The following is a 12,635-nucleotide window of genomic DNA, read 5'->3' as shown; positions in this document are numbered from 1 at the left end:
CGCTTTTGGCGGCGTTCGCGACTATAGCAGCAATGATTAAGTGCTTCAATTCCATAAAAAATTGTTATCATCCGCGGCATGACGACGACTACCCCCCCGACTCCAGGCGTACAACTGCTTGAGGTCTCGCCGGAATATGCCGGCCAACGTATTGACAACTTCCTTCTCGCTCGGCTCAAAGGCGTGCCCAAGACCTTGATTTACCGCATTTTGCGCAAAGGCGAAGTGCGAGTGAACAAGGGCCGGATCAAGCCCGAATACAAGCTGCAGGCGGGCGATATCGTGCGCGTGCCGCCGGTTCGCGTGCCTGAACGCGACGAGCCGGTGCCGCTGGCCCAGGGGCTGCTGCAGCGCCTGGAAGCCTCGATTGTCTTCGAAGACAAGGCCCTGATCGTGATCAACAAGCCCGCCGGCATTGCGGTTCACGGCGGCAGCGGCCTGACGTTCGGGGTGATCGAAGCCTTTCGTCAGTTGCGCCCCGATTGCAAGGAGCTCGAACTGGTTCACCGTCTCGACCGTGATACCTCCGGCCTGCTGATGATCGCCAAGAAGCGCAGCATGTTGCGCCACTTGCACACCGCGTTGCGCGGTGATGGCGTCGACAAGCGCTACATGGCGCTGGTGCGCGGTAACTGGGCGAGCTCGATCAAGCAAATCCGTGCGCCGCTTGGCAAAAGCAACCTGCGCTCTGGCGAGCGCATGGTCGAGGTCGACGAGGAGGAGGGCAAGGAGTCCGTGACCGTGTTCAAGGTCCTGCGCCGCTTCGGCGACTTCGCCACCCTGATCGAAGCCAAGCCGATTACCGGCCGCACTCACCAGATCCGTGTTCACACCCTGCACGCCGGGCATTGCATCGCTGGCGACAGCAAATATGGTGAGGAAGGTTTCAGCAAGGAAATCCGCGATCTGGGCGGCAAGCGCCTGTTCCTGCATGCCTACATGCTGACCGTGCCGTTGCCCGATGGCGGCGAGTTGAAGTTGCAGGCCCCGGTCGACGAGATGTGGGCCAAGACTGTGGAGCGTTTGAGTGCGCCCATCTGATTACAAGCTGCTGATTTTCGATTGGGACGGCACCTTGGCCGATTCCATTGGTCGGATTGTCGAGGCAATGCATGTGGCATCGCAGCGGTCCGGGTTTGCGCAGTGCGATGACTTTGCCGTCAAGGGCATCATCGGCCTGGGGCTGCCGGAGGCTATCCGTACCCTGTATCCCGAGATCGGCGAGGCCGAGTTGATTGCCTTCCGTCAGCACTACGCCGACCACTACATCGCCTCGGAGGCGGAGCCTTCGCCCTTGTTTGAAGGCGTGGTCGAGTCGCTCGAGGCGTTCCGTGCCCAGGGTTATCACCTGGCCGTGGCCACGGGCAAGGCCCGTCGCGGGCTGGATCGGGTGCTGAAGTCCCATGGGTGGGAAGATTACTTCGACATCACCCGTGCCGCCGACGAGACGGCCAGCAAGCCCCATCCGTTGATGCTGGAGCAGATACTTGCCCATTGCGAGGTGCGTGCGGACCAGGCGCTGATGGTGGGTGATTCGTCCTTCGACTTGCAGATGGCACGCAATGCCGGCATGGATTCGGTGGCGGTCAGCTACGGCGCGCAATCGATCGAAGCGCTGAAGCTGTTCGAGCCGCGACTGACCATCGATCGTTTTTCACAATTGCACGACTGGCTGGGCCAGCGGGCTTAATACGTTATTGCTGGGGTAGATGGCATGGCCGACGAATGGAAAGCGCCCGCCAAGGCGAGCGAAGCGAGTGCAGAGAACGGTGACGAAAAAAGCTGGAAGCTGCTGGAAAAGACCCTGCTGGCCGGTGTGCAGGAGCAGCGTCGCTCCCGGCGCTGGGGGATTTTCTTCAAGTTGCTGACCTTCGTGTACCTGTTTGTCGCGCTGGCGCTGTTTACGCCGCTGATGGACATGGAGAAGGCGGCTACCCGCAGTGGCAATTACACCGCGTTGATCGACATCACCGGCATGATCGCCGACAAGGAGCCGGCCAGCGCCGATAATATTGTCGGCAGCCTGCGGGCCGCTTTCGAAGACGAAAAGGTCAAGGGCGTCATCCTGCGTATCAACAGCCCTGGCGGCAGTCCGGTGCAGTCGGGCTACGTCTATGACGAGATCCGCCGTCTGCGTGGCCTGCATCCGGATACGAAGCTCTACGCAGTGATTTCCGACCTGGGTGCTTCCGGTGCGTATTACATTGCCAGTGCGGCGGACCAGATCTATGCCGACAAGGCGAGCCTGGTGGGTTCCATTGGGGTTACGGCGGCTGGTTATGGCTTCGTCGGCACCATGGAGAAGTTGGGTGTGGAGCGTCGCACCTACACCTCGGGCGAGCACAAGTCATTCCTCGATCCGTTCCAGCCGCAGAAGCCTGAAGAAACGGCGTTCTGGCAGGGCGTGTTGGATACCACTCACAAACAGTTCATCAACAGCGTCAAGCAGGGTCGTGGCGACCGCCTGAAAGACAAAGAGCATCCGGAGCTGTATTCCGGGCTGGTCTGGTCGGGTGAGCAGGCGCTGCCGCTGGGATTGATCGATGGCCTGGGCAGTGCCAGTTCGGTGGCTCGCGATGTGGTCGGCGAAAAAGAACTGGTGGACTTCACCGTTCAGGAATCGCCATTCGACCGCTTCTCGAAAAAGCTCGGTGCCAGCGTGGCTGAGCATTTGGCGATGTGGATGGGGTTTAACGGTCCGTCGCTGCGTTAAGCCGCTTTAAACATCAAAAGATCGCAGCCTGCGGCAGCTCCTACAAGGTTATGTGTACACCTGTAGGAGCTGCCGCAGGCTGCGATCTTTTGCTTTCAAGGGACTTTCACACCCTCTGCCAGCAGCATATCCACCAGGCGAATCAGCGGCAGGCCTACCAGGCTGGTAGCATCAGGCCCTTCGGTGCTTTGAAACAGGCTCACCCCCAATCCCTCGGCCTTGAAGCTGCCAGCGCAATCGTAGGGTTGTTCGGCACGCAGGTAGCGTTCGATGCGTTCGCTGTCGAGTGCGCGCATATGAACCGTAAAAGGCACGCAGTCGACCTGACAGTGGCCGGTCTGGCTGTTCAGCAAGGCCAGCCCGGTCAGGAAGGTCACGCTGGCGCCGCTTGAAGCCAGGAGTTGCTCGCGGGCTTTTTCGAAGGTGTGAGGCTTGCCGATAATCCGCTCGCCCAGCACCGCGACCTGGTCCGAGCCGATAATCAGATGAGCGGTATGGCTGGCGGCCAGTGCCCGCGCTTTCTGTTCGGCGAGGCGTTTGACCAGCTCGATGGCGGATTCGCCAGGGCGATGGCTTTCGTCGATATCCGGCGAGCTGCAGCTGAATGGCAGCTGCAGGCGGGCCAGCAAATCCCGGCGATAGATCGAGCTGGAAGCGAGTAATAAAGGCAGCATGGGCAACTCCAAATGACTGGCGCGAATTCTAGCGAGGCTTCCAAGTGACGGACAGGGCTGAATTTCCTTTGACATGGGCGGGTGCATCCCTATAATGCTGCGCCTATGTTGAATGACCCGATTCCACCTCACGTTGACCCGCGCAAATTGGCTGATCGTGGCACCACCCTCCAGGGTGAAATGCTGCTGGCCGATTTGAAGAGACTCTGCGACCCGCTTTCCGACAATGTCGGTACGGTGCAGGCTAAATTCGTTTTTGAACGAGATGAACGTAAATCTGTGGTCATCCACAGCTTTATCGACACTGAAGTCAAAATGATTTGCCAGCGTTGTCTTGAGCTGGTCACCCTGCCGATCCATAGCGAATGCAGTTACGCTGTGGTGAAGGAGGGTGCGAATACCCAGTCGTTACCGAAAGGTTATGACGTGCTGGAACTGGGCGAAGATCCATTGGATCTGCAGTCACTGATCGAGGAGGAGCTTCTGCTCGCCTTGCCCATTGTGCCTGCTCATCATCCGGAAGAATGCCAGCAGCCGGCGGGAGCAGATGAGCCCGAACCGAGCGAGGACGAGGTAACGCGGTCCAACCCGTTCAGTGTATTGGCGCAGTTAAAGCGTGACCCAAACGTTTAGGAGTTAATCAATTATGGCTGTTCAGCAGAACAAAAAATCCCGCTCTGCCCGTGACATGCGCCGTTCGCACGACGCTCTCGAGGCTAGCACCCTGTCTGTAGAAAAAACCACTGGTGAAGTTCACCTGCGTCACCACGTATCGCCAGAAGGCGTATACCGTGGTCGTAAAGTGATCGACAAGGGCGCTGACGAGTAATCACTTGTCCGCTCAAGTCATCGCGATTGACGCAATGGGCGGGGACTTCGGTCCCCGCAGCATTGTCCAGGCCAGCCTTGCTTGCCTGTCTGCCACGCCCTCGCTGCACCTGACCCTCGTCGGTCAACCCTCCCTCCTTGAAGAACTGATCGCTGGCCAACCGGCTGTGGATCGCGCGCGCCTGTCGATTGCTGCAGCGTCCGAAGTCATCGCCATGGACGAAAAGCCGACCCAGGCCCTGCGTGGCAAGCCCGACTCGTCGATGCGCGTGGCCCTTGAATTGCTGCGCGACGGCAAGGTCCAGGCCTGTGTCAGTGCCGGCAATACCGGGGCGCTGATGGCGTTGTCGCGCTTTGTGCTCAAGACCTTGCCGGGCATCGATCGGCCGGCCATGGTGGCGGCGATCCCGACGCAGAAAGGTTACTGCCAATTGCTCGACCTGGGCGCCAATGTCGATTGCAGCGCCGAGCATCTGTTGCAGTTCGCGGTGATGGGTTCCGTCGCGGCGGAGACTCTGGGCATCGTGCGCCCGCGCGTGGCCCTGCTGAACATCGGCACCGAAGACATCAAGGGCAATCAGCAGGTCAAGTTGGCTGCAACCCTGTTGCAAAGTGCCCGTGGCATCAACTACATCGGTTTTGTCGAGGGCGACGGGTTGTACCGTGGCGAGGCGGACGTCGTGGTCTGTGATGGTTTTGTCGGCAACATCCTGCTCAAGTCCAGCGAGGGCCTGGCCACGATGATTGCCGGGCGCATCGAGGCGTTGTTCAAGAAAAGCCTGCCATCGCGCATGGTCGGAGCCTTGGCCTTGCCACTGATGAAGCGCCTACAGGCCGACCTGGCACCCGCACGGCATAACGGCGCGAGCTTCCTCGGGTTGCAGGGTATCGTGGTTAAAAGCCACGGATCTGCGGGGGTGCAGGGCTTCCAGAGTGCGATTTCCCGCGCCTTGATCGAGATCCAGGAAAACCTGCCGGAACGCATCCACGGTCGTCTGGAGGATTTGTTGCTTTAGGCGTTTTCGTCGGACAATGCTTAAATGTGACCGCTTGGGCTATTTGGCCATCCAACTGTCAGTTTCTTGCGTCCCCCGAGTGGGGCGCCAATTCTCCGACGACCAGATCATTAGGGGCTTGTTACATGTCTGCTTCCCTCGCATTCGTCTTTCCGGGACAGGGTTCGCAGTCCCTCGGCATGCTGGCCGAGTTGGGCGCGCAACACCCGGTCGTCCTCGACACTTTCAAAGAAGCTTCCGATGCCCTCGGTTACGACCTGTGGGCCCTGACCCAGCAAGGGCCGGAAGAGCAACTCAACCAGACCGATAAAACCCAACCGGCAATCCTCACCGCTTCGATCGCCCTGTGGCGTCTGTGGCTGGCTGAAGGCGGCGCGCGTCCGGCTTATGTCGCCGGTCACAGCCTGGGCGAATACAGCGCCCTGGTGGCGGCTGGCAGCCTGAGCCTGGCGGACGCGGTGAAGCTCGTCGAGCGCCGTGGCCAGCTGATGCAGGAAGCTGTTCCGGCCGGGCAGGGCGGCATGGCTGCGATCCTCGGCCTGGAAGACGCCGACGTACTGGCTGCCTGTGCCGAAGCGGCGCAGGGCGAAGTGGTCAGCGCGGTCAACTTCAACTCCCCGGGCCAAGTGGTCATTGCCGGTGCGAAGGCTGCGGTCGAGCGTGCCATCGAAGGTTGCAAGGCCCGTGGCGCCAAGCGTGCCATGCCGTTGCCGGTCAGCGTGCCGTCGCACTGCGAACTGATGCGTCCGGCGGCCGAGCGTTTCGCCGAGTCGATCGCGGCGATCGATTGGCAGGCCCCGCAGATCCCGGTGGTACAGAACGTCAGCGCCCAGGTGCCGGCGGATCTGGAAACCCTCAAGCGTGATCTGCTCGAGCAACTGTACAAGCCAGTACGCTGGGTAGAATCCGTGCAGACCCTGGCCGCCAAAGGCGCGACCAATCTTGTCGAATGCGGCCCGGGCAAAGTACTGGCCGGTCTGAACAAGCGCTGCGCCGAAGGCGTATCGACTTCCAATCTCAACACCCCAGACGCTTTCGCTGCCGCCCGTGCAGCGCTGGCCTGAATCAGGAGAAGCTTGCATGAGTCTGCAAGGTAAAGTTGCACTGGTCACCGGTGCGAGCCGCGGTATCGGCCAGGCCATCGCCCTGGAACTGGGTCGTCAGGGCGCCATCGTTGTCGGCACCGCGACCTCCGCCTCGGGTGCCGAGCGCATTGCCGCCACCCTGAAGGAAAACGGCATTCAGGGCACTGGCCTTGAGCTCAATGTCACCAGCGACGAGTCCGTGGCGGCTGTCCTGGCGAGCATCCAGGCGCAGTTCGGTGCGCCGGCGATCCTGGTCAACAATGCCGGCATCACCCGCGATAACCTGATGATGCGCATGAAAGACGACGAGTGGCATAGCGTGGTCGATACCAACCTGAACAGTCTGTTCCGCCTGTCCAAGGGCGTTTTGCGCGGTATGACCAAGGCCCGTTGGGGACGAATTATCAGTATTGGCTCGGTTGTGGGTGCCATGGGCAACGCAGGCCAAGTAAACTACGCTGCCGCCAAGGCCGGCCTGGAAGGTTTCAGCCGCTCTCTGGCGCGTGAAGTCGGTTCGCGTTCGATTACGGTAAACTCGGTGACCCCAGGGTTCATCGATACCGATATGACCCGCGAACTGCCCGAGGCACAGCGTGAAGCCTTGCAGACGCAGATTCCGCTGGGTCGTCTGGGGCAAGCTCAAGAGATCGCGTCTGTGGTCGCTTTTCTTGCGTCGGACGGTGCGGCTTACGTTACTGGGGCTACAATCCCGGTGAACGGCGGGATGTACATGAGTTAAATGTGACGGATCGTTTCAAAAAAATGTCATACGAGCTGTCTAAAATCCGTTATAAAGCTGCAATCTATTTATAGGCAGCGGGTCGCCGGGTTTGAGGAGTGAAGCTTTCAGTTGAAAAGCTGAAAAGTCTTTCTATACACTTACCCACTGGCCAGCTGCCTGAATTTGTCCATTAGGAGTGAAAACAAGGTATGAGCACCATCGAAGAGCGCGTCAAGAAAATCGTTGCCGAGCAACTGGGCGTTAAAGAAGAAGAAGTGGTCAACACTGCTTCCTTCGTTGAAGACCTGGGTGCTGACTCCCTTGACACCGTTGAGCTGGTGATGGCTCTGGAAGAGGAATTCGAGACCGAAATCCCTGACGAAGAAGCTGAGAAGATCACTACTGTACAAGCTGCAATCGACTACGTTACTGCCCACCAGGCGTAATAGTTTGTAATCGTTGCTCGCTGTCATGGAAAAACCGCACTGCCATCATGGCGTGCGGTTTTTTCTTTAGGCCTGATGCAAAGTCGTCATTTGAAAAAAGGAGAGTGCTGTGTCGCGTAGACGCGTCGTAGTCACCGGTATGGGTATGTTGTCGCCACTGGGCACTGATGTGCCGAGCAGCTGGCAGGGCATTCTGGCTGGCCGCAGTGGCATTGGTCTGATCGAACACACCGACCTTTCTGCCTATTCCACTCGTTTTGGCGGCTCGGTAAAGGGCTTCAATGTCGAGGAATACCTGTCGCTCAAGGAAGCGCGCAAGCTCGACCTGTTCATTCAGTACGGTCTGGCCGCAGGTTTCCAGGCAGTGCGCAATGCCGGCCTGGAAGTCACCGACGCCAACCGCGAGCGCATCGGCGTGGCCATGGGTTCGGGTATCGGTGGGCTGACCAACATCGAAGAAACCAGCCGCACCTTGCATGAGACCGGCCCGCGACGAATTTCTCCGTTCTTCGTGCCTGGCTCGATCATCAACATGATTTCCGGTTTCCTGTCCATCCACCTGGGGGCACAGGGGCCTAACTATGCCATCGCCACGGCGTGTACCACCGGTACGCACTGCATCGGCATGGCTGCGCGCAACATCATGTACGACGAAGCCGACGTGATGATCGCCGGTGGCGCCGAAATGGCCGCTTGCGGCCTGGGCATGGGCGGTTTTGGCGCCTCCCGCGCACTGTCGACCCGCAACGACGAGCCGACCCGCGCCAGCCGTCCATGGGACAAGGGCCGTGATGGCTTCGTACTGTCCAATGGCGCCGGTGCGCTGGTCCTGGAAGAGCTGGAACACGCCAAGGCCCGCGGCGCGACCATCTATGCCGAACTGATCGGTTTCGGCACCAGTGGCGACGCCTACCACATGACTTCGCCACCCGCCGATGGTGCCGGAGCTGCGCGCTGCATCACCAATGCGCTGCGTGACGCCAGGATCAATGGCGATCAGGTGCAGTACATCAATGCCCACGGCACCTCGACGCCGGCTGGCGACCTCGCGGAAGTCAATGCGATCAAGTCGGTGTTCGGCGAGCACGCCTACAAGATGGCCGTCAGTTCGACCAAGTCGATGACCGGGCATTTGCTGGGCGCGGCGGGCGCGGTGGAGGCGATCTTCAGCGTGCTGGCGATCAACAGCCAGGTGGCGCCACCGACCATCAACCTCGACGAGCCGGACGAAGGCTGCGACCTCGATTTCGTGCCGCACACCGCGCGCAACATGGATATCGATGTGGTCCTGTCCAACTCCTTCGGTTTTGGCGGTACCAACGGCTCGCTGGTGTTCCGCCGGTTCGCAGGTTGATGGACAGCTGGGTCGACGGTCAGCCGGCTGACGCATTGTCGCTGAAGGATCGCGGCCTGGCCTACGGCGACGGTCTGTTCGAGACCATCGCCGTGCATGATGGCTTTCCGGTCCTGCTGGATCGTCATCTGGTGCGGCTGGCCAGGGGCTGCCGGCGGTTGGCGATCAATCTTGATCAGGGTGTCGTGGTCGCGGAATTGTTGACCTATGCCGAGCAGCTGAACGAAGGCGTAATCAAGCTGATCGTTACCCGCGGCGACAGCCTGCGCGGTTACGCTTTCGATCCTTCGGCCCAGGCCCGTCGTATCCTGTCGGGTAATCCTCCTGCGGTTTACCCGCACGCCCATGCAGAGCAGGGCATACGCCTGTTCCCGTGCACCACACGCCTTTCCTTGCAACCTCTTCTCGCAGGGCTCAAGCACCTGAATCGTCTTGAGCAGGTGATGGCGCGCGCCGAATGGCAGGATACCGAACATGCCGAAGGCTTGATGCTCGATCAGGCCGGTCGCGTGATCGAGGGCGTTTTCAGCAACCTGTTCCTGGTGCGTGACGGCGTGTTGATCACCGCGGATTTGAGCTGCTGCGGCGTAGAAGGTGTGATGCGTGCCGAGTTGTTGTCTCAGGCCGAATCGTTGGGCATCCCCATACAAATCACCGATATCACGCTCGAGCAGCTGCAAGACGCTGACGAAGTCTTTGTCTGCAACAGCGTGTATGGCGTTTGGCCGGTGCGCGCCTATGCAGCACTGAGCTGGCCGGTTGGGCCGCTCACCCGTAAACTCCAAACCATTGCCCGCGCGCTACTGGATGCTTGATACGTGAGACGTAAACTCTTGCTGCTGCTGGAAACCGGACTGGTTCTGGCGGGGCTGACGTTAGGTGCTTCTGCCTGGAAAATTCATTCGGCGCTGGTGCAGCCGCTGAATATCACACAGGAAGAACTGCTTGAGGTGCCCAAGGGCACTACCCCGAACCGCACTTTCCTGCGCATGGAAGCCGATGGCGTCATCAAGGACTCCTTCTGGCTGCGCGTCTATTGGCGCTTCAACTTGCCGAAACAGCCGTTGCACAGCGGCGAGTACCGCATGACGCCGGGCATGACCGTCGAAGGCCTGATCGATCTGTGGAAGCGCGGGGAAATGGTGCAGTACAGCCTGACCCTGGTCGAAGGCTGGAATTTCCACCAGGTCCGTGCGGCCCTGGCCAAGGAAGAAAAACTCGAGCAAACCCTGAACGGCTTGAGCGACAGTCAGGTCATGGACAAGCTCGGCCACAACGGGATTTTTCCTGAAGGGCGATTCTTTCCCGACACTTACCGCTTCGTGCGCGGTATGTCCGACACCGAACTGCTGAAAACCGCTTACGACCGCCTCGACGAAGTGCTGGCCAAGGAGTGGAACCAGCGGGCGGCCGACCTGCCTTACTCCGGCCCGTATGAAGCCCTGATCATGGCCTCGCTGGTGGAGAAGGAAACCGGCGTGCCGCAGGAACGCGGGCAGATTGCCGGGGTGTTCGTGCGTCGCATGGCGATCGGCATGCTGTTGCAAACCGACCCGACGGTGATCTACGGCCTGGGTGACCGCTACAACGGCAAGCTGACCCGCGCCCATCTGAAGGAAGCGACCCCTTACAACACCTATATGATCGCCGGACTGCCGCCGACCCCGATTGCCATGGTCGGCCGCGAAGCCATCCACGCGGCGCTCAATCCGGTGGAGGGCAGCAGCCTTTACTTCGTGGCTCGCGGCGATGGCAGCCATGTGTTCTCCGATGACCTGGACGCGCACAACAACGCCGTGCGAGAGTTTCAGCTCAAACGTCGCGCCGATTACCGTTCCAGCCCGGCGCCGGCGACCACGTCTGAAACGCCCGAAGCGCCGGATACCCAGGCGCCGCCAGCCGAGACGGCGCAACCTGAGGCTACTGAGGCTACTGAGGCTACCGAGGTTCCCGAGGCCCAGCCCCCTGTCCCGGCGGCTTCACCCGACCCGGCGCCCGAGGCTGCACCTCCCGTGCAAGAGCCTGCGCCTGAACCTGCAGTTGCTCCGCAGGCGCCCCCGGAGCCTGAACCACAACCGAATGCAACAACACCGCAAAGCCCGCAATGAATCTGACTAAGGACTGCCTGTGACTGGCTTGTTTATTACGCTGGAAGGCCCGGAAGGCGCCGGCAAGAGCACCAATCGCGAATACCTGGCCGAACGCCTGCGTGCGGCCGGTATCGAGGTGGTGCTGACCCGCGAGCCGGGTGGCACGCCACTGGCCGAACGCATCCGCGAAGTATTGTTGGCGCCGATCGAAGAAGTCATGAACCCGGACACCGAGCTGTTGCTGGTGTTCGCCGCGCGCGCCCAGCACTTGGCCGAAGTCATTCGCCCGGCGCTGGCCCGTGGTGCCGTGGTGTTGTGTGATCGCTTCACCGATTCGACCTACGCCTACCAGGGCGGTGGCCGTGGCCTGTCCCTGGAGCGTATCGAGACCCTGGAAAGCTTTGTTCAGGGCGACCTGCGTCCCGACCTGACCTTGATTTTCGACTTGCCGGTGGAAGTGGGCCTGGCGCGCGCCAGTGCCCGCGGACGCCTGGATCGTTTCGAGCTGGAAGGCCGGACCTTTTTCGATGCCGTGCGCGGTGCTTTCCTCAAGCGCGCGACGGCGCAGCCTGCGCGTTACGTGCTGATCGACGCCGCGCAGCCGTTGGCGCAGGTTCAGCAATCCCTGGATGCCTTGCTGCCACGCCTGCTGGAGTTAAGCCGTGGCTGACGCCTATCCGTGGCAGGACAGTCTCTGGCAGCAACTGGCCGGTCGTGCGCAACACGCCCACGCCTATTTGCTGCATGGCCCGGCCGGGATCGGCAAGCGCGCGCTGGCCGAGCGCCTGATGGCCAGCCTGCTGTGCCAGCGCCCGACCGCCCAGGGCGCCTGTGGCGAATGCAAATCGTGCCTGTTGCTCAAGGCCGGCAGTCATCCCGATAACTACATCCTGGAGCCGGAAGAGGCCGACAAGGCGATCAAGGTCGACCAGGTGCGCGACCTGGTGAGTTTCGTGGTGCAGACCGCGCAGTTGGGTGGACGCAAGGTGGTGCTGATCGAGCCGGTCGAGTCGATGAACATCAACGCCGCCAACGCCTTGCTCAAAAGCCTCGAAGAGCCGTCCGGCGACACCGTGTTGCTGCTGGTCAGCCATCAACCCAGCCGGCTGTTGCCGACTATCAAGAGCCGCTGTGTGCAGCAAGCCTGCCCGCTGCCGGGCGAGGCCATGAGCCTGGACTGGCTGGCCAGGGCCTTGCCCGACTGTTCGCAGGAAGAACGCGTCGAATTGCTGACCCTGGCCGCCGGTTCGCCGCTGGCCGCCGTCAACCTGCAGGCCCAGGGCGTGCGCGAGCAGCGCGCGCAAGTGGTCGATGGGGTGAAGAAATTGTTCAAGCAGCAACAATCGCCGACGCAGCTGGCCGAGGGCTGGAATGCGATTCCGTTGTTGCTGCTGTTCGACTGGTTCTGTGACTGGTCGAGCCTGATCCTGCGTTATCAGCTGACCCAGGATGAAGAAGGCCTGGGGCTGATGGACATGCGCAAGGTGATTCAGTACCTGGCGCAAAAAACCGCGCAGGACAAAGTCCTGAATATCCAGGACTGGATCCTCGCCCAACGGCAGAAAGTGTTGAGCAAAGCCAACCTCAACCGGGTGTTGTTGCTGGAGGCGTTGCTGGTGCAATGGGCAACTTTGCCTACCCAGAGGTAACCGTCTGCGCCTAGACTCCAGGTATCAGACAAACCGACTGTCCCACTCATACGATGTAA

General features: G+C 60.7%; 15 protein-coding genes. 14 read left to right on the top strand and 1 reads right to left on the bottom strand.

The genetic code is table 11. From position 1 onward, the window contains the following. Window positions 1-78 precede the first annotated feature (78 nt). Genes rluC through SOP85_RS23745 form a run of 3 tightly spaced genes read left to right on the top strand, consistent with a single transcriptional unit; the run spans window position 79 to window position 2,713 of the window. Entirely contained in the window at window positions 79-1,041 is a 963-nt protein-coding gene (rluC, locus tag SOP85_RS23755; protein ID WP_274072956.1) for a 23S rRNA pseudouridine(955/2504/2580) synthase RluC, read from the top strand. Continuing rightward, window positions 1,028-1,690 carry an HAD-IA family hydrolase gene (locus SOP85_RS23750; RefSeq protein WP_323628412.1) on the top strand — a complete coding sequence of 221 codons (663 nt, stop codon included), beginning with the start codon at window positions 1,028-1,030 and terminating at the stop codon, window positions 1,688-1,690. The genes rluC and SOP85_RS23750 overlap by 14 nt, the downstream gene beginning before the upstream one ends. Before the next feature lie 24 nt (window positions 1,691-1,714). Further along, window positions 1,715-2,713, top strand: a complete 999-nt coding sequence (locus SOP85_RS23745; RefSeq protein ID WP_323628410.1) for a S49 family peptidase — start codon at window positions 1,715-1,717, stop codon at window positions 2,711-2,713. Window positions 2,714-2,808: 95 nt separating this feature from the next. On the opposite strand, the gene SOP85_RS23740 is transcribed toward SOP85_RS23745, so the two are convergent. After that, window positions 2,809-3,387 carry a Maf family protein gene (locus tag SOP85_RS23740; protein WP_323628408.1) on the bottom strand — a complete coding sequence of 193 codons (579 nt, stop codon included), beginning with the start codon at window positions 3,385-3,387 and terminating at the stop codon, window positions 2,809-2,811. A 105-nt stretch (window positions 3,388-3,492) separates the two neighbouring features. On the opposite strand from SOP85_RS23740, the gene SOP85_RS23735 reads away from it, so the two are divergent. From SOP85_RS23735 to SOP85_RS23685, 11 genes are all read left to right on the top strand, one after another. After that, window positions 3,493-4,020 carry a YceD family protein gene (locus SOP85_RS23735; RefSeq protein WP_323628407.1) on the top strand — a complete coding sequence of 176 codons (528 nt, stop codon included), beginning with the start codon at window positions 3,493-3,495 and terminating at the stop codon, window positions 4,018-4,020. A 13-nt stretch (window positions 4,021-4,033) separates the two neighbouring features. Continuing rightward, entirely contained in the window at window positions 4,034-4,216 is a 183-nt protein-coding gene (gene rpmF, locus SOP85_RS23730; protein ID WP_003179396.1) for a 50S ribosomal protein L32, read from the top strand. Between the two features lie 4 nt (window positions 4,217-4,220). Next, on the top strand, window positions 4,221-5,231 hold the full coding sequence (gene plsX / locus SOP85_RS23725; protein WP_323608683.1) for a phosphate acyltransferase PlsX: 1,011 nt from the start codon (window positions 4,221-4,223) through the stop codon (window positions 5,229-5,231). 125 nt (window positions 5,232-5,356) lie between these two features. Beyond that, window positions 5,357-6,295 carry an ACP S-malonyltransferase gene (gene fabD, locus SOP85_RS23720; RefSeq protein ID WP_033043587.1) on the top strand — a complete coding sequence of 313 codons (939 nt, stop codon included), beginning with the start codon at window positions 5,357-5,359 and terminating at the stop codon, window positions 6,293-6,295. Between the two features lie 16 nt (window positions 6,296-6,311). After that, window positions 6,312-7,055, top strand: coding sequence for a 3-oxoacyl-ACP reductase FabG (gene fabG, locus SOP85_RS23715; protein ID WP_274072961.1), 744 nt, complete (start codon window positions 6,312-6,314; stop codon window positions 7,053-7,055). Between the two features lie 191 nt (window positions 7,056-7,246). Beyond that, window positions 7,247-7,483, top strand: a complete 237-nt coding sequence (gene acpP, locus SOP85_RS23710; RefSeq protein ID WP_007987170.1) for an acyl carrier protein — start codon at window positions 7,247-7,249, stop codon at window positions 7,481-7,483. Window positions 7,484-7,592: 109 nt separating this feature from the next. Then, window positions 7,593-8,837, top strand: a complete 1,245-nt coding sequence (gene fabF, locus SOP85_RS23705; RefSeq protein ID WP_077185643.1) for a beta-ketoacyl-ACP synthase II — start codon at window positions 7,593-7,595, stop codon at window positions 8,835-8,837. Continuing rightward, window positions 8,837-9,652 (top strand): aminodeoxychorismate lyase, encoded by an 816-nt coding sequence (gene pabC, locus SOP85_RS23700; RefSeq protein WP_323628406.1) that lies wholly within the window; start codon window positions 8,837-8,839, stop codon window positions 9,650-9,652. The genes fabF and pabC overlap by 1 nt, the downstream gene beginning before the upstream one ends. A 3-nt stretch (window positions 9,653-9,655) precedes the next feature. Beyond that, complete coding sequence (mltG, locus tag SOP85_RS23695) at window positions 9,656-10,945, top strand: endolytic transglycosylase MltG (RefSeq protein ID WP_323628405.1); 1,290 nt, start codon at window positions 9,656-9,658, stop codon at window positions 10,943-10,945. Window positions 10,946-10,964: 19 nt separating this feature from the next. Further along, entirely contained in the window at window positions 10,965-11,597 is a 633-nt protein-coding gene (gene tmk / locus SOP85_RS23690; protein ID WP_323628404.1) for a dTMP kinase, read from the top strand. Then, complete coding sequence (locus tag SOP85_RS23685) at window positions 11,590-12,576, top strand: DNA polymerase III subunit delta' (RefSeq protein ID WP_323628403.1); 987 nt, start codon at window positions 11,590-11,592, stop codon at window positions 12,574-12,576. Before tmk ends, SOP85_RS23685 begins: the two co-directional genes overlap by 8 nt. Window positions 12,577-12,635 lie beyond the last annotated feature (59 nt).

The sequence above is a fragment of the Pseudomonas sp. YuFO20 genome, assembly GCF_035064975.1.
Lineage (GTDB): Bacteria > Pseudomonadota > Gammaproteobacteria > Pseudomonadales > Pseudomonadaceae > Aquipseudomonas > Aquipseudomonas putida_AE.
This window is presented reverse-complemented; position numbering and strand designations above follow the sequence as displayed.

What these genes read in the sequence shown, in the direction of transcription:
- SOP85_RS23745 (WP_323628410.1), top strand. Translation starts at nt 1,715, where the DNA reads ATGGCCGACGAATGGAAAGCGCCCGCCAAGGCGAGCGAAGCGAGTGCA.
- pabC (WP_323628406.1), top strand. Translation starts at nt 8,837, where the DNA reads ATGGACAGCTGGGTCGACGGTCAGCCGGCTGACGCATTGTCGCTGAAG.
- SOP85_RS23735 (WP_323628407.1), top strand. Translation starts at nt 3,493, where the DNA reads ATGTTGAATGACCCGATTCCACCTCACGTTGACCCGCGCAAATTGGCT.
- rluC (WP_274072956.1), top strand. Translation starts at nt 79, where the DNA reads ATGACGACGACTACCCCCCCGACTCCAGGCGTACAACTGCTTGAGGTC.
- fabD (WP_033043587.1), top strand. Translation starts at nt 5,357, where the DNA reads ATGTCTGCTTCCCTCGCATTCGTCTTTCCGGGACAGGGTTCGCAGTCC.
- rpmF (WP_003179396.1), top strand. Translation starts at nt 4,034, where the DNA reads ATGGCTGTTCAGCAGAACAAAAAATCCCGCTCTGCCCGTGACATGCGC.
- acpP (WP_007987170.1), top strand. Translation starts at nt 7,247, where the DNA reads ATGAGCACCATCGAAGAGCGCGTCAAGAAAATCGTTGCCGAGCAACTG.
- SOP85_RS23740 (WP_323628408.1), bottom strand. Translation starts at nt 3,387, where the DNA reads ATGCTGCCTTTATTACTCGCTTCCAGCTCGATCTATCGCCGGGATTTG.
- fabG (WP_274072961.1), top strand. Translation starts at nt 6,312, where the DNA reads ATGAGTCTGCAAGGTAAAGTTGCACTGGTCACCGGTGCGAGCCGCGGT.